The following is a 13,901-nucleotide window of genomic DNA, read 5'->3' on the forward strand; positions in this document are numbered from 1 at the left end:
TTCCCCCATGTTTCCGATCCGCGACCACAACCCGTCCGGCCGTACGCCCTATGCCGTCTATGCGCTGATGGCGGCGAACATCCTGGCCTATATCTATTACTCGGCCAGCTTTGCCTCTCCCCTGGCACTCGCCTACTTCTATGACGCTTATGCGGTGGTGCCAGCCGAGATCAGCCACGGATACGGGCTGGAGACGCTGTTCACCTCGCTCTTCATCCATGCAGGCTTGATGCACCTGGGCGGCAACATGCTGTTCCTGTGGATCTTCGGCGACAATCTGGAGGATGAGATGGGGCATATCCCCTTCCTCCTGTTCTATCTCGCCAGCGGTATCGGCGCCGGGCTGATCCATGTGATATCGGCGCCCGGCTCCATGGTGCCCACGGTCGGCGCCTCAGGTGCCATTGCCGGTGTCATGGGCGGCTACCTGCTGATGTTCCCCAAGGCGCGCGTCGATATCCTGCTGATCCTGATCGTTTTTTTCCGCATCTTCTCGATCCCCGCCTTTGTGATGCTGGGGGTGTGGCTGGCAATGCAGTTCCTCGGAGGCCTCGGCGCCGATCCCGACCAGGGCGGCGTGGCCTATTGGGCCCATGCCGGCGGCTTTGCTGTCGGGCTGATCCTGTGCCTGCCCCTGTGGCTGCGCCGCGGAGGCCCGGCGTTCTGGAACCGGACCCACGGCCAGCCGCCGCATCCGGAAAACGAGTATGAATACTCCGCGAGCCGCATCCCCAAGCTGCCGCGCAAGAAGCGCAATCCCGGGCCTTGGGGGAAGTAAGGCCCCTTGCAATACCGTTCTTCAAACAGCAGTAGTGCAAAACAAAAGCGGCCTGCGTGACCATGGGAACAAGCTACTGGTTAATGCGCAGGCCGCTGCCCCGACGGGCATCGGGGTAAAGATATGGTAGAGCTGCACTCGACGGTTTTACGGGGAATTATCGAAGGTATTGCTCAGGCTTGGCCAAACAAAGGAGCCCAAAGTGACACGTCTGAAAGCCACCTGCCACTGCGGCGCTGTTGAGATCGAGGCGGACTTCCCCGAGGGCCTCGCCTCCGCCGCGCGCTGCGACTGTTCCTTCTGCCGCCGCCGCGGGGCGGCTGCCGTCACCGCCATGGCCGCCAGCCTGAAGGTGCTGAAAGGGGCGGAAAACCTCAGCCTCTACACCTGGGGCACCCATACGGCCAAGCACTACTTCTGCAAGACCTGCGGCATCTATACCCACCACCAGCGCCGCTCTGACCCGAAGGAATGCGGTGTCAACCTGGGCTGTATCGAGGGCGCCAACCCGCGCACGCACCCTGAGACCTATGGCGAGATCCCCTGGAACGACGGGGTGAACCATCCTTCCGATAGGAAGTGACACATCGCCAGGCCGATAGGCCGGGCAGCGCCCGTCCGCCCCCACGGGCGGGCGCTTCGCTTTCCGCCCTCGGACGGACGCTGCCCTCACCGTGTAACAAGACCCGCTTAAACAAAAAACGCGACCGGATGGCCGCGTTTCCTATTCTCAAGTTCTCAGGCCGGTTCAGCCGCGGATCACCTTGGCGAAGTTCTCGAAGATCGGCTCGTTCGAGCAGACCACCGAACCGCTGTCGATGATGCCCGCTTCCGGGTCGATCGCCTCGGCCAGGCCGCCGGCCTCTTTCACGATGATGATGCCTGCGGCCAGATCCCAGGGGTTCAGGCGGCGCTCCCAGAAGCCTTCGTAGCGGCCTGCGGCCACATAAGCCATGTCCAGCGCGGCAGAGCCCCAGCGGCGCACACCGGCGCAGGCGGGCATCAGACGGGCCAGATCCTGCAGGGTCAGCGGCAGGTCTGCGCGGCCGCCAAACGGCACGCCGGTGGCGAAGATCGACTCGATCATCCGGTGGCGGCCCGACACGCGGATGCGGGTGTCGTTCATCCAGGCGCCGGCGCCCTTCTCGGCAAAGAACATCTCATCCTTGGCGGCGTCATAGACCACGCCCGCAACGATTTTGCCCTTGTGCTCCAGCGCGATGGAGATCGCCCAGTGCGGCAGCCCGTGCAGGAAGTTGGTGGTGCCGTCCAGCGGATCGACGATCCAGCGGCGGGTCGGGTCCTCACCCTCGATCTCGCCGCCCTCTTCGGCGATCCAGCCATAGGTCGGGCGGGCGTTGCGCAGCTCATCCTTGATGATCTTCTCGGCAGCGATGTCGGCCTTGGAGACAAAGTCGCCCGCGCCTTTCATCGACACCTGCAGGTTTTCCACCTCGCGGAAGTCTTTCACCAGGGAACGGCCAGCCTTGCGGGCGGCCTTGATCATCACATTGAGGTTTGCGCTGCCAATCATGTCTGCAGAATCCTGTCACGTCGGGGAGATGCCGGGTCAAACCGTGCCTATACGCCCCCTGCCCCCAATTGCCAAGGGGCTTTGCCGGAAACAAGGCCGTGGCGCTGACGTCCGGTTACAGGCCGGTAAGCGGTTGAATTCCGCCTCCGCGGGGCCCAGTCTCGGCTGCAAACAAATGAAGGAGGACACTCATGCCCGACCAGATGCAGCGTATCGTGCTGGCCAGCCGCCCCGAAGGCCAGGCCAGCGAAGAAAACTTCCGCCTGGAAAGCGTGGCGATGCCCCAGCCCGGCGACGGCGAAGTGCTTGTAAAGGTACACTATATGTCGCTGGACCCCTATATGCGCGGGCGCATGAACGCGGGCAAGTCCTATGCCGATCCGGTCGAAATCGGCGAGACCATGACCGCAGGCGGCGTGGGCGAGGTGATTGCCTCCAACAGCCCGGATTTCCAGCCCGGCGACTTTGCCCTTGGTGCCTTCGGCTGGGCCAGCCACGCCTGCGCCCTGGCCTCGGACATCCGCAAGCTGGACCCTGACATGGCGCCGCTCACCACCGCGCTTGGCGTTCTCGGCATGCCGGGGTTTACCGCCTGGCATGGCTTGGACGCCTATGGCCGCCCGCAGGCGGGCGAAACCCTGGTCGTTGCTGCCGCCACCGGCCCGGTCGGCTCGATGGTCGGCCAACTGGCCAAGCAGAAGGGCCTGCGCGTCGTCGGCATCGCGGGCGGTGCGGACAAGTGCAAGCTGGCGGTCGAGACCTTCGGCTTTGACGCCTGCCTCGACCACCGTGCCTATGAAAGCGCCGAAGCGCTGAGCGAGGCTCTGGCGGCGGAATGCCCGGGTGGTATCGACATCTATTACGAAAACGTCGGCGGCAAGGTGCTGGAGGCGGTGCTGCCCTTGATGAACAACTTCGGCCGCATCCCGGTCTGCGGCATGATCGCCTGGTACAACAGCGCCGAAACGGATCTGACCGCGCCTGCGATCTGGCGCACGGTGCTGACCAAGTTCCTTTCGGTCAATGGCTTCATCATCTTCAACCATTACGACCGCTACACTGAGTTCCTGCAGGAGGCCGCGCCCAAGATCGCCAGTGGAGACATCAAGTACCTGGAAGACATCGCCGAAGGTCTGGAGAACGCGCCCAAGACCTTCCTGTCGATGATGCAGGGCGGCAATACCGGCAAGCAGATCGTCAAGCTGGTCTGAGCCGCGCGCCGGCACCCGCCGGATCACGCAACCGCGCGGAGCGGGCACAAGCGCCGGAACGGCGCAGGCCGCTCCGCGCCTCTCCCGGCGGCAGTATCTATTGATGCTGCAGCTTGCGCGCCTCGACCTTGGCCAGCCGGATCAGTTCCTGCATGAAGGGTTTCTCGCGGTCCTCCGTCCGGATCGCGGCATACAGACTGCGGGTGATGCCGGATTTGGTCAGCGGCCGGGTTACATAGTCCGAGGAGTATTTCACCTCCCGCACCACCCAGTCCGGCAGCACCGACACGCCGCGGTTGGAAGCCACCAGCAGCAGGATCACCGCCGTCAGCTCCACCTGGCGGATTGAGGCCGGCTCCACCCCCGCCGGAATCAGCAGCTGGCTGAATACATCCAGACGGGTCTTGTCCACCGGATAGGTGATCAGGTTCTGGCCAATGAAATCCTCTGCTTCGATGTAAGGCTTTTCCGCCAGCGGATGCTGGGCGGAGGCAACAAACACAGCATTGTAATCAAACAGCTCGATAAACTCGACGCCATTGATGTCCTCCGGGTCGGAGGAAACCACCAGATCCACCTCCTCCTTTTGCAGCGCCGGCAGCGCGTCAAAGGCGAGCCCCGGGCGGATATCGACATCCACGTCCCCCCAGTTCTTACGGAACGCCTCCAGCACCGGGAACAGCCATTCGAAACAGGCGTGGCATTCGATGGCGATATGCATCCGGCCCGTATTTCCATCGCGCAAAGAGGAAAATTCTGCTTGTGCTGCCTCGACTTGCGGCAAAACCTGCTCTGCCAGCCGCAACAGCCGCAGCCCGGCGGGGGACAGTTTCATCGGCTTGGAGCGGCGGATGAACAGCTCCACTCCAGCCTGGTCTTCCAGCCCCTTTACCTGATGGCTCAGCGCGCTTTGGGTGATGTTCAGCTGCTCGGCAGCGCGGGCCAGACCGCCGGCCTCATGGATGGCCTTAATGGTGCGGAGATGGCGGAATTCGATATGCATCCTATCAGATCGCTCATGTTAATCTTGAGTATTATGAAATTGTCTCACAATGCTGTGCATGCAACAAGAGCTGACATCAACCTAGCGAGAGACCTGAGATGACGACGCCCAAGATTTCCTTTGAATTCTTCCCGCCGCAAAATCTCGAAGCCTCCTTCCGGCTTTGGGACACCGTGCAGGTCCTCGCTCCGATGGACCCGCGCTTTGTTTCGGTGACGTATGGCGCAGGCGGGACCACCCGCTCGCTGACCCGCGACGCGGTGGCAACCCTGCACAAATCCTCCGGCCTGAAGGTGGCGGCGCATCTGACCTGCGTGAATGCCTCCAAGGCGGAGACGCTGGAGATCGCGGATCAGTTCGCCGAGGCCGGCGTGACCGAGATTGTTGCCCTGCGCGGCGACCCGCCCAAGGGCGAAGGCAAGTTCACCCCGCACCCCGACGGCTTTGCCAATTCGGTGGAGCTGATCAAGGGGCTGGCGGCGCGCGGCAACTTCAACATCAAGGTCGGCGCCTATCCGGACTGCCACCCGGAGGCCGCCAGCCAGGCCGCGAATGTGGAATGGCTGAAGCGCAAGCTGGACGCTGGCGCCGATGAGGCGCTGACCCAGTTCTTCTTCGAGGCCGAGACCTTCTTCCGCTTCCGCGACGCCTGCGAGAAGGCCGGGATCGACGGCCGCAAGCTGACCCCAGGCATCCTGCCGATCGAGAACTGGAAAGGCGCACGCAATTTCGCCAAACGCTGCGGCACCATCATTCCCGATTGGGTCGAGCACGCCTTCGGCAATGCCGTGCGCGACGGCCGCGAAGACCTGCTGGCAACCGCGCTGTGCACTGAACTGTGCTCGGACCTGCTGGAGGGCGGCGTGGACAAGCTGCACTTCTACACGCTGAACCGGCCGGAGCTGACCCGCGACGTCTGCTTTGCCCTGGGTGTCACCCCCAAGGTTTCGCTTCAGAACGTGGCGTAAGCGTTGCGCAAAACGGCGCGCGGTTTCTAATGGCGGAAAAAGCCCCGCCAAGGACCCGCGCGCCATGTTCTATGCCAAACAGCCCTCTGACCTGCTGACGATTGAGCAGATTTCCCGGATCTCCGGCCTCGATTTCATGCGGGGCATCCTGGAGGGCCGCCTGCCCGGCCCGCCGATTGCCGAGACGCTGGGCTATCACCTGCACAGCGTGGAAGAAGGCCAGGTCGTGTTCCGCGGCACGCCGGAATTCCGTGTTACCAACCCGATGGGCACCGTACATGGCGGCTGGTACGGCACGCTGCTGGACAGCGCCATGGCCTGCGCGGTGATGACCAAGGTGCCGCTGGGGTCGGTCTACACAACGCTGGAATACAAGATCAACATTCTGCGGGCGATCCCGCTGGGCACTTTGATCGACTGCACCGGCACCATCGACCATGTGGGCCGCTCAACCGGTGTTGCGCATGGCGAGCTGCGCGGGGTTGAGGACGGCCGCCTCTATGCGACCGGCTCCACCACCTGCATCGTGATGAAAATCGCCTGAACCCGGCCATTGGATTTCTGCCCGCGGTCTTGCCGGCCGTATTTTTCCGATTATCTTCAGGCAGTAACCTGACAAGCAGCGGAAAGGCCGGCCATGCCGCCAAACTCTTTCGCGCGGGCTGCCACCGCCCGCATTCAAATCCTGGCCCCCGCCGCGGAGCTGGATTTCCTGGACAGCCAATCCGTTGTCCTGCCTGCGCAGATCACCCCGCTGGAGGCCTGGAACCTGATGCACGCGCGGCCGCTTCCTGGCCTGAGGCTGGCGTTTTGGCTGCGGGATGCGGTTTCCGCCTGCTTTGGCGTCAAACGCATCGGCGGCATCTCCAGCCAGCCGCACACGGGCGTGCGGACAGGTGACAAGCTGGACTTCTTCCTGGTGGAAGCCGTATCGGACACGATCCTGACCCTGACCGTGCGGGACAGGCACCTGGACGTGATGACCTGCCTGACTAGCAGCCGAGGCGTTCTGACCGTGACCTCCTCGGTCAAAACCCGCAACTGGTTTGGCCGGGCCTACATGATCCCTGTCCGGCCAGCCCACAAGCTGATCGTCGCGATGTCTTTGAAACGCCTGGAGCAGGCCCTGGAACGGCGCAGCGCCGCAAGCTGATCCGCTCCCCTTCCCGCCGCCTCTTGCCGGTAAACAGCACTGATCCGTTCACGCAGCTCAGCACACCAGCAGCGCCCGCCTGCGGTCCTCAGGTTTTGGAAAACATCGCCAGCCAGCCGCCGGAGGAAGCGGTGTTCTGCTTTCCCGCATCGACGCTGCTGTGCAGCCGCTCGCTGCCATCCAGCCCGACCCGGCGGCGGCTGCGCAGCAGAAAGATCTTGGCCCAGCCCTGCCAGGTGCCGACCGAGGGTGCCTTGGGGTCGACCGGAAAGCGCATGCGCCAATCGCTGGGCAACGGCAGGCCGCGCTCCTCGGCCTTTTCCAGCATCCAGATCAGCGAGACATTGGCCAGCGGCCGTGCTTCTTCAAACCCGCCAAGCTGGCCGCCCACATCGCCATGGGCGCCGCGGAACCAGACCTGTTCGACGTGGCCGTTCCAGCCCTTCGGGCAGTCCCATAACACCGGCTTGAACACGTCGCGGGTCTCATCCAGTGCGAGTGCGTGATAGCCGCTCTTGATATGCGGGCCCAATGTATGGTTGTGGAAATTGTGCTGCTTTTCCGCCCAGCGCCACAGCAGCGGCAGCCGCAGGCCCAGCGCCTTGACGGTGTCCCAGACGCCGACCATCTCGATCCCGACCTCGTCGTGGCAATGCGCGTTGGAGAAGGTGCCTGACGTCATGGAACGCCCGTTCAGCCGGTAGTGGCGGTAGGCGGTGCGGATGTTGCGCACGGTGGCGTGCTCCGCCTTCAAGAGGCCGATCCGGTCGATCACCCCGGCCAGCGACCGCACCGCATAGGCGCCGCGGGAATAGCCGAACAGGTAGATCTGGTCGCCGGGCCGGTACCGGGAAGCAAGATAGCCATAGGCGCGGCGGATCTGGCGGTTGATGCCGCGCCCCATCATCACGTCGGGCGCACTGCCCCAGCCCTTCCACTGAACGCCGGATTCGTAGAAGACTGAGACCTGCCCGCCCATCTGGCGGCACAGCCTGTACAGCTGGCCGGCGTGGGTTTCACGCCCCTCCTCCAGCGTCGACATGGTGCCATCCAGGATGATCACATGGGCCTGCGGCCCGCGCAGCTTGGTTTCGCCGGAATGCTCCGAGCGCAGCGGCCGTCCCAGCCACCCTAAAACCCTCTTACTCAGCTGCGTCAGAAACATCCCTAAGCACTTCCCAAATCCTCAGCGGGGTGAACGGCATGTCCACCTGCCGCACGCCGCGGTCCCAGACCGCGTCCTGCACCGCGTTTGCAACCGCTGCCAGCGCGCCGACGGTGCCCGCCTCACCGCAGCCCTTCATCCCCATCGGGTTTTGTGTCGAAGGCACCGGCTCGGAGGTAAATCCAATCATGGGAACGCCGCTTGCCCGCGGCAAGGCATAGTCCATGAACGAAGCCGTGAGCAGCTGTCCATCTGCATCATAGACAACCCGCTCCAGCATGGCCTGTCCCAGCCCCTGCGCCACCCCGCCGTGCACTTGGCCTTCGGCCAGCACCGGGTTGATCAGATTACCGAAATCGTCAACTACAGTGTAGCGCTCCACGGCGGAATTCCCAGTCTCCGGGTCGATCACGACCTCGGCAACATGGGCACCGTTCGGAAACGAGCGCCCCGGCAGCCGGGCCCGCGCCGCATGACGCTGCAGATCGAGCCGCCCTTGCGCGCGGGCCATCTCTGCCGCTTCCAGCATGGTGGGGGTCAGGTTGGAACCCGGTGCGCGGAAGGTTTCACCGTCGAATTCAACGGCCTCCTCCTCCACCCCCATCTCCTCTGCCAGGAAGGGGATGAAGGCAGCAATCATCGTCTCCACTGCCGCCAGCGTGGCATTTGCCTGGGTGGTGACGGAACGCGAACCGCCAGTGCCGCCGCCGGTGGCAATACGGTCGCTGTCGCCCTGAATGACCTGGATCTTTTCTGCCGGGATACCGCTCTGGTCGGCCAAGAACTGGGCATAGACGGTTTCATGCCCCTGTCCGTTGCTCTGCGTGCCGACATAGATATGCACCCGGCCGTCCTCCAGAAACTCCACCTCCGCGCTTTCCGAAGGATCGCCCAAAATGCTTTCGATATAGTAACACAGCCCGACGCCCCGTAACTTGCCGCGTTTACCATCTGCGGCGCGGCGGGCAGCGAATCCTGCGATATCAGCCTCTTGCGCGGCGCGGCTCAGGACCTTGCCAAAATCGCCCACGTCATAGCTCTCCCCGGTCACGGTGTCATAGGGAAACGCATCAGGCCGGATGAAGTTCCGCCGCCGCAGCTCCCACGGGTCCACGCCCAGCTCACGCGCGGCCCGGTCCATCGCCCGCTCCAGCACATAGATCGCTTCCGGCCGCCCGGCGCCGCGGTAGGCATCGACCTGGGTGGTGTTGGTATAGATCCCCTCCACCTGCAGCCAGGCGGTCTGAATGTCGTAGACGCCCGCGAGCACCCGGCTGAACAGCTGGGTCTGGATCGGCTGGCCGAAATGGGAGTTGTACGCGCCGAGGTTGCAGCGGGTAGTGACCCTGTAAGCGGTGATCTTCAGGTTTTCGTCAAAGGCCAGCTCCGCCAGAGAAGTCAGGTCGCGGCCGCCATTGTCGCTCAGCATCGCCTCAGAGCGGTCGGACATCCAGAACACCGGCCGGTCCAGTGTCCGGGCGGCATGGGCCACGGCGAAATACTCCGGATAAGGCATCGCCTTCATGCCGAAACCGCCGCCCACATCCGGGGTGGTGACTTTCACAGCGGCCTCGTCCAGCCCCATCTTGGCGGCGAGTTGGGACTTCATCGCCCAAACCCCCTGCCCGCCATAGCAGAAATGCAGCCGCCCTTCGGACCACTCGGCAAAACAGCCGCGCGGTTCCATCGAATTGACGATGATCCGGTTGTCCTCGACCTGCAGAGCCACGGTATGGACCGCGTCCTGGAACGCCGCCTCGGTCGCGGCTTCATCGCCCATGCCCCAGTCAAAGGCCTTGTTGTCCGGCACCCCGTCATGCAGCGGCTCACCGCCGGGCAGCACATCCAGCTTGACCGGCAGGTCGTCAATGTCCAATTCGATCAGCTCTCCCGCATCGCGGGCCTGATCCAGCGTCTCCGCAATGACCACGGCCACCGGCTCCCCGACATAGCGGACCCGATCGCGCGCCAGCATCGGGCGCTCGGGCGACGCGCCCTTGGTGCCGTCGCGGTTGGTCACCAGCGAGCCGTCCATCGAGGTATTGATGCCCGCGGCCTCCAGATCGGCCAGGGTGATCACCGCATGGACGCCGTCCGCCTCACGCGCGTCCTCCACATTGAGCCCAGAGATCACCCCATGCGCCACCGGGCTGCGCAGCACCCAGGCGCGCAAGGCATCCGCCGGGGCGGCATCCTCGATGTACCGCCCCTGGCCGGTCAGGAACCTGACGTCCTCGACCCGTTTTACCGGCTGGCTTTTCCCGAATTTTTCCATGCTCGCCCCCTGTCCGCGCTGGCTGCTGTTGCGGGGGCGAGACTACTGTCAGCGGGCCGCTTGTCCAGCCAGCTCGATCACCGTCGCCACGTCAGACAGGCCATAACCGTTGAATTGCGTGCTCATGGCGGAAGAATAAGCACCCAGCCCCGGAAACAGCACATAGTCCCCCGCGGCGCAATCGCAAGGCAGCGGCAGACCGTCCGGCAGCCGGTCAAGGCTGTCGCAGGTCGGGCCGAACACCACCCGCGGCTTGCGGACACCGCTGCGGTGAGTGCCGTCGGAGGCCACGACCTCAACCCGGCCCGGCAGGCCCATGTCGCGGATGTCGACCAGCCCGCCATAGATGCCGTCGTTCAGGAACACCACCCCGCCGTCCTTGCGCATCCCCTTGATGCGGGCGGCCAGGGTGAAGCTTTCGGAGACCATCGCCCGGCCCGGCTCGCAGATCAGCGTGGGCTTGTCCGCGCCAAACGCCTGATCCGCCGCCTTGCCGATGGCGGCAAAGACCTTCTCCAGATCCGGCGCCACGCCGTCGCGGTTGGCCGCGAACCCGCCGCCCACGTTCAGCCGCGCAATCCGCACGCCCGCCGCATCGACAATGCTTTTCGCCGCATGGACATATTCGACCCAGGCCATCTCATCTTCGCATTGGGTGCCCGGGTGGAAACACAGGGCGGGCGTCCAGCCCTTGGCCGCCACTTGCTTCAGCAGCTCCACCGCCTCCTCCGGCGCGGCGCCGAACTTGCTGCCGAAATCATAGGCCGCCCCCGCAACCGGCAGCGCAAAGCGCACGGCGATCTCGCAGGACCGCGGCACCGCGTCCAGCTTCTCCAGCTCGCTCAGCTCATCCACCGACCAGCTGGCAACGCCATGTTCGATCCCGGCGGCGATCTCCGCCTCGGACCGCATCGGGTTGTTGTAGTGCATGACCGCGTCGGGACTGGCGGCGCGCACTGCTTCCATCTCCGCGGGCGAGGCCACGTCAAAGGCGGTGATCCCCGCCGCCACCAGATTGGACAGGACAGCCGGGTGCGGGTTTGCCTTCACCGCATAGGTCACCAGACCGGGAAACCCCTGACTGAACCGCCGCGCCACCTCGTGCAGGACCCGCGGCGAGAAATACAGGATCGGATGATCCGGCGCGCTGCGGGCCAGGTGGGATTCAGGCGAAAGCCATAGCGGGGGAATCTGCTGCATCGTGTAACCCTCATTCGTTTTGCATATTTTCCGCGAGTTTCCCGTCGATTCCGCTCGTCACTCTGCCTATAGTGACGAAAACTTTCGTCATATCGCAGGCCAGACATGCAAACCGACGACACAGATCAGCGCCTTATAACCCTGCTGCGGGAGAACGCGCGCCGCCCGGTGGCCGAGATTGCCCGCCGCCTTGACCTTGCCCGCACCACCGTGCAGGCGCGGATCGAACGGCTGGAAGCCACCGGCGTGATCACCGGCTACACGCTCAAATCCTCCGACGCCGCCCGCCCGCCGCTGCAGGCCACGGTGCTGATGTCAATCGAACCGCGCTCCGGCCCGGAGGTGCTGGCCCGGCTGCGCAGACTGCCAGGGGTGGAGGTGGTGCACACGACCTCCGGCCGGTTTGATCTTTTGGCGCAAGTGGTCGCGCAAAGCACCGCGGAACTGGACGAAACCATCGACAAGATTGCGGAAGCCCGCGGGGTGCGCTCCTCCGAGAGCCTGATCCATCTGGCCACCAAGCTGGACCGCACCGGGCAGTAAGGCTCAGACGGTCCGCACGTAGTCCAGCAGCCAGTCCCGGAACAGCTTGGCAGCCGGGCGCATGGTGCCCCGGTCCGGGTAGATCAGGTGATAGGCCTCCTGCCCTGGCACTTCGACCTCCGGCAGGCAGCGCACCAGCCCGCTGGCGGCGGTCACCGCGTCAGAGGCAGGCGCCCGCGCCAGCGCTATTCCCATTCCCTGCGCCGACAGCTCCGCCGCCATCAGCGAGTTGTCGGCGAAGAAATAGCGTGCCTGCCCGTGGGAGAGCCGCAGATGCTCAAACACCTGCACCCAGCTGGCGCGGTGGGTGGACACCTCTATCAGCGGAAACCGGAACAAATCCTGCGGCGCCTGGATCAGCGCGGCAATCTCCGGCGGCGCAACCGGATAGAGCACCTCGCGCAGCAGTTCGTCCCCCTCGGTGCCGAACAGTGACGGGTTGCCAAAGACAATCTGCAGATCGGTGAACTGGTTGGCAAAATCCGCCGCCATATTTCCGGTGCTGAGCGCCAGGCTGACCTGCGGATGCGCTGCCTGGAACTGCGGCAGGCCCCGCGCCAGCACTCCATGGGCAAACAGCAATACCGACTGCACAAACAGCCGCTGCTCGCGGCTCTCCCCGAACAGGCCGGTGGTGGCGGTTTCCAGCATCAGAAGCGATTGCTGCACGGATGGCAGATAAGCCCGCCCTGCCTCTGTCAGCGTCACCGAATGGGCGTGGCGGTGAAACAGCGGCGTGCCCAGCTGCGTCTCCAGCGCCTTGACCTGCTGGCTGACCGCCGCCGCCGACATGTTCAGCTGCGCCGCTGCGCGGGCAAAGCTTTCGGTGCGCGCCGCCGCCTCGAACACGCGCAGCCAGTTGAGAGAGGGGATCCGGGTCGCCATACGCAGCAGGCTAAGCAGAACTTAGCCTAACCGGCAAGACATACCGTGCTGGGATTTCCCGCTTTCCGCCTAGGGTTTCCGGCAGCGAACAGACCCCGCGGCGGCAGCCGCACTTCCACCACCCACATGAGAGACGCGACATGACAGGTCCCGCCAACGCCCCGCGCCCCAAACGCAAGATCTGGAACTTCACACCCCAGCTGCCGATCCAGACCTCTCCCTATTGGGACTGGCCGATGAAGCCCCTGGCCTCGATCAGATACCTGCTGCAAAGCTGGAACCCGCTGGCACTGCGGGCGCTGCTGCTGATGTTTGCGATCATCACCTGGACCTTCTTCACCCCCTCGCTGGACCGCATCGCCACCTTCAGCTGGGACTGGGTGTTCGAGATCTGGTTCAGAAACTTCTGCATCCTGATGGTGGTGGCCGGCGGGCTGCATCTGGCGCTGTGGAAGTTCCGCACCCAAGCCGACGAATACCGCTATGACATGCGCCCGATGATGAAGGGCGCCAAGGTTTTCACCTTCAAGAACCAGGTCTGGGACAACATGTTCTGGACCTTGGGCCCGGCGCTCACCTTCTGGACCTTCTGGGAGAGCTTCATCCTTTACGCCTATGCCAACGGCTGGGTGACGATGATCACGCTGGAGAGCAATCCGGTCTGGTTCACGGTGATGACCGTCTTCATCCCGATCTGGGCGGGCTTCCACTTTTACTGGCTGCACCGGCTGCTGCATGTGGGCGTGCTCTATACCAAGGTGCACGCCTGGCATCACCGCAACATCAACACCGGCCCCTGGTCCGGCCTGGCGATGCACCCGGTGGAGAGCTTCTTTCTGATGTTCGACACCATGATTTTCTTCCTGCTGCCCTCGCACCCGGTGCACGCGATCTTCCTGCTGTTCCACCACGGGATCGGCGCCCCGGCGTCGCACGCAGGGTTCGAGCATGTGAAGTTCGGCAACAAGGCCAAGTTCCTGGTCGGCGACTTCTTCCACCAGCTGCACCACCGGTTCTTCGACTGCAACTACGGCACCTGGGAGACGCCCTGGGATGAATGGTTCAACACCTTCCACGACGGCACCGATGAGGGCAACGAAATGGTCAAGGAGCGCCGCCGCAAGATCTGGGCGGCCGAGTAGGCACACATCACAGCTAGACCGCCGGGCTGGCAACGGCCCGGCTT

The 13,901-nt window shown here is 64.2% G+C and carries 14 protein-coding genes; 8 read left to right on the plus strand and 6 right to left on the minus strand.

Annotated elements, in window-relative coordinates; all coding sequences use genetic code 11:
• The first annotated feature begins 7 nt into the window (after positions 1–7).
• Both ACFMBG_RS06025 and ACFMBG_RS06030 read left to right on the plus strand, forming a co-directional pair.
• Complete coding sequence (locus tag ACFMBG_RS06025) at positions 8–778, plus strand: rhomboid family intramembrane serine protease (RefSeq protein WP_421053801.1); 771 nt, start codon at positions 8–10, stop codon at positions 776–778.
• A gap of 202 nt (positions 779–980) precedes the next feature.
• Positions 981–1,361: a GFA family protein gene (locus ACFMBG_RS06030; RefSeq protein WP_421053802.1), complete on the plus strand. Its 381-nt coding sequence runs from the start codon at positions 981–983 to the stop codon at positions 1,359–1,361.
• A 165-nt stretch (positions 1,362–1,526) separates the two neighbouring features.
• On the opposite strand, the gene ACFMBG_RS06035 is transcribed toward ACFMBG_RS06030, so the two are convergent.
• Complete coding sequence (locus ACFMBG_RS06035) at positions 1,527–2,312, minus strand: inositol monophosphatase family protein (RefSeq protein WP_222502900.1); 786 nt, start codon at positions 2,310–2,312, stop codon at positions 1,527–1,529.
• A 191-nt stretch (positions 2,313–2,503) separates the two neighbouring features.
• On the opposite strand from ACFMBG_RS06035, the gene ACFMBG_RS06040 reads away from it, so the two are divergent.
• Positions 2,504–3,523, plus strand: coding sequence for an NADP-dependent oxidoreductase (locus tag ACFMBG_RS06040; RefSeq protein WP_421053803.1), 1,020 nt, complete (start codon positions 2,504–2,506; stop codon positions 3,521–3,523).
• Between the two features lie 97 nt (positions 3,524–3,620).
• On the opposite strand, the gene ACFMBG_RS06045 is transcribed toward ACFMBG_RS06040, so the two are convergent.
• A complete protein-coding gene (locus tag ACFMBG_RS06045) occupies positions 3,621–4,526 on the minus strand; it encodes a LysR family transcriptional regulator (protein WP_421053804.1) in 906 nt (301 codons plus the stop codon).
• A 98-nt stretch (positions 4,527–4,624) separates the two neighbouring features.
• Here ACFMBG_RS06045 and ACFMBG_RS06050 point away from each other — a divergent pair, with 98 nt between their 5' ends.
• The 3 genes from ACFMBG_RS06050 to ACFMBG_RS06060 all read left to right on the plus strand — a co-directional run bounded on the left by ACFMBG_RS06050 (position 4,625) and on the right by ACFMBG_RS06060 (position 6,647).
• Positions 4,625–5,494 carry a methylenetetrahydrofolate reductase gene (locus ACFMBG_RS06050; RefSeq protein ID WP_421053805.1) on the plus strand — a complete coding sequence of 290 codons (870 nt, stop codon included), beginning with the start codon at positions 4,625–4,627 and terminating at the stop codon, positions 5,492–5,494.
• 64 nt (positions 5,495–5,558) lie between these two features.
• The gene (locus tag ACFMBG_RS06055; RefSeq protein ID WP_421053806.1) at positions 5,559–6,038 is read left to right on the plus strand and encodes a PaaI family thioesterase; all 480 of its coding nucleotides are present in this window, start codon (positions 5,559–5,561) and stop codon (positions 6,036–6,038) included.
• Between the two features lie 93 nt (positions 6,039–6,131).
• Positions 6,132–6,647 (plus strand): DUF2867 domain-containing protein, encoded by a 516-nt coding sequence (locus ACFMBG_RS06060; RefSeq protein WP_421053807.1) that lies wholly within the window; start codon positions 6,132–6,134, stop codon positions 6,645–6,647.
• Between the two features lie 88 nt (positions 6,648–6,735).
• On the opposite strand, the gene ACFMBG_RS06065 is transcribed toward ACFMBG_RS06060, so the two are convergent.
• From ACFMBG_RS06065 to ACFMBG_RS06075, 3 genes are read right to left on the minus strand one after another with little or no spacing between them, the layout of a single operon-like run.
• The gene (locus tag ACFMBG_RS06065; protein WP_421053808.1) at positions 6,736–7,812 is read right to left on the minus strand and encodes a DUF2235 domain-containing protein; all 1,077 of its coding nucleotides are present in this window, start codon (positions 7,810–7,812) and stop codon (positions 6,736–6,738) included.
• Positions 7,790–10,087 (minus strand): xanthine dehydrogenase family protein molybdopterin-binding subunit, encoded by a 2,298-nt coding sequence (locus ACFMBG_RS06070; protein WP_421053809.1) that lies wholly within the window; start codon positions 10,085–10,087, stop codon positions 7,790–7,792. The genes ACFMBG_RS06065 and ACFMBG_RS06070 overlap by 23 nt, the downstream gene beginning before the upstream one ends.
• A 48-nt stretch (positions 10,088–10,135) precedes the next feature.
• Complete coding sequence (locus tag ACFMBG_RS06075) at positions 10,136–11,287, minus strand: type III PLP-dependent enzyme (RefSeq protein WP_421053810.1); 1,152 nt, start codon at positions 11,285–11,287, stop codon at positions 10,136–10,138.
• 105 nt (positions 11,288–11,392) lie between these two features.
• Here ACFMBG_RS06075 and ACFMBG_RS06080 point away from each other — a divergent pair, with 105 nt between their 5' ends.
• Complete coding sequence (locus ACFMBG_RS06080) at positions 11,393–11,830, plus strand: Lrp/AsnC family transcriptional regulator (RefSeq protein ID WP_421053811.1); 438 nt, start codon at positions 11,393–11,395, stop codon at positions 11,828–11,830.
• A 3-nt stretch (positions 11,831–11,833) separates the two neighbouring features.
• On the opposite strand, the gene ACFMBG_RS06085 is transcribed toward ACFMBG_RS06080, so the two are convergent.
• Positions 11,834–12,715, minus strand: coding sequence for a LysR family transcriptional regulator (locus ACFMBG_RS06085; RefSeq protein ID WP_421053812.1), 882 nt, complete (start codon positions 12,713–12,715; stop codon positions 11,834–11,836).
• Positions 12,716–12,855: 140 nt separating this feature from the next.
• Here ACFMBG_RS06085 and ACFMBG_RS06090 point away from each other — a divergent pair, with 140 nt between their 5' ends.
• Positions 12,856–13,857: a sterol desaturase family protein gene (locus ACFMBG_RS06090; protein ID WP_421053813.1), complete on the plus strand. Its 1,002-nt coding sequence runs from the start codon at positions 12,856–12,858 to the stop codon at positions 13,855–13,857.
• The last annotated feature ends 44 nt before the right edge of the window (positions 13,858–13,901 follow it).

It is taken from the genome of Leisingera coralii, from assembly GCF_049056525.1.
Lineage (GTDB): Bacteria > Pseudomonadota > Alphaproteobacteria > Rhodobacterales > Rhodobacteraceae > Leisingera > Leisingera coralii.

What these genes read in the sequence shown, in the direction of transcription:
- ACFMBG_RS06025 (WP_421053801.1), top strand. Translation starts at nt 8, where the DNA reads ATGTTTCCGATCCGCGACCACAACCCGTCCGGCCGTACGCCCTATGCC.
- ACFMBG_RS06035 (WP_222502900.1), bottom strand. Translation starts at nt 2,312, where the DNA reads ATGATTGGCAGCGCAAACCTCAATGTGATGATCAAGGCCGCCCGCAAG.
- ACFMBG_RS06040 (WP_421053803.1), top strand. Translation starts at nt 2,504, where the DNA reads ATGCCCGACCAGATGCAGCGTATCGTGCTGGCCAGCCGCCCCGAAGGC.
- ACFMBG_RS06045 (WP_421053804.1), bottom strand. Translation starts at nt 4,526, where the DNA reads ATGCATATCGAATTCCGCCATCTCCGCACCATTAAGGCCATCCATGAG.
- ACFMBG_RS06050 (WP_421053805.1), top strand. Translation starts at nt 4,625, where the DNA reads ATGACGACGCCCAAGATTTCCTTTGAATTCTTCCCGCCGCAAAATCTC.
- ACFMBG_RS06055 (WP_421053806.1), top strand. Translation starts at nt 5,559, where the DNA reads ATGTTCTATGCCAAACAGCCCTCTGACCTGCTGACGATTGAGCAGATT.
- ACFMBG_RS06060 (WP_421053807.1), top strand. Translation starts at nt 6,132, where the DNA reads ATGCCGCCAAACTCTTTCGCGCGGGCTGCCACCGCCCGCATTCAAATC.
- ACFMBG_RS06065 (WP_421053808.1), bottom strand. Translation starts at nt 7,812, where the DNA reads ATGTTTCTGACGCAGCTGAGTAAGAGGGTTTTAGGGTGGCTGGGACGG.
- ACFMBG_RS06070 (WP_421053809.1), bottom strand. Translation starts at nt 10,087, where the DNA reads ATGGAAAAATTCGGGAAAAGCCAGCCGGTAAAACGGGTCGAGGACGTC.
- ACFMBG_RS06075 (WP_421053810.1), bottom strand. Translation starts at nt 11,287, where the DNA reads ATGCAGCAGATTCCCCCGCTATGGCTTTCGCCTGAATCCCACCTGGCC.
- ACFMBG_RS06080 (WP_421053811.1), top strand. Translation starts at nt 11,393, where the DNA reads ATGCAAACCGACGACACAGATCAGCGCCTTATAACCCTGCTGCGGGAG.
- ACFMBG_RS06085 (WP_421053812.1), bottom strand. Translation starts at nt 12,715, where the DNA reads ATGGCGACCCGGATCCCCTCTCTCAACTGGCTGCGCGTGTTCGAGGCG.
- ACFMBG_RS06090 (WP_421053813.1), top strand. Translation starts at nt 12,856, where the DNA reads ATGACAGGTCCCGCCAACGCCCCGCGCCCCAAACGCAAGATCTGGAAC.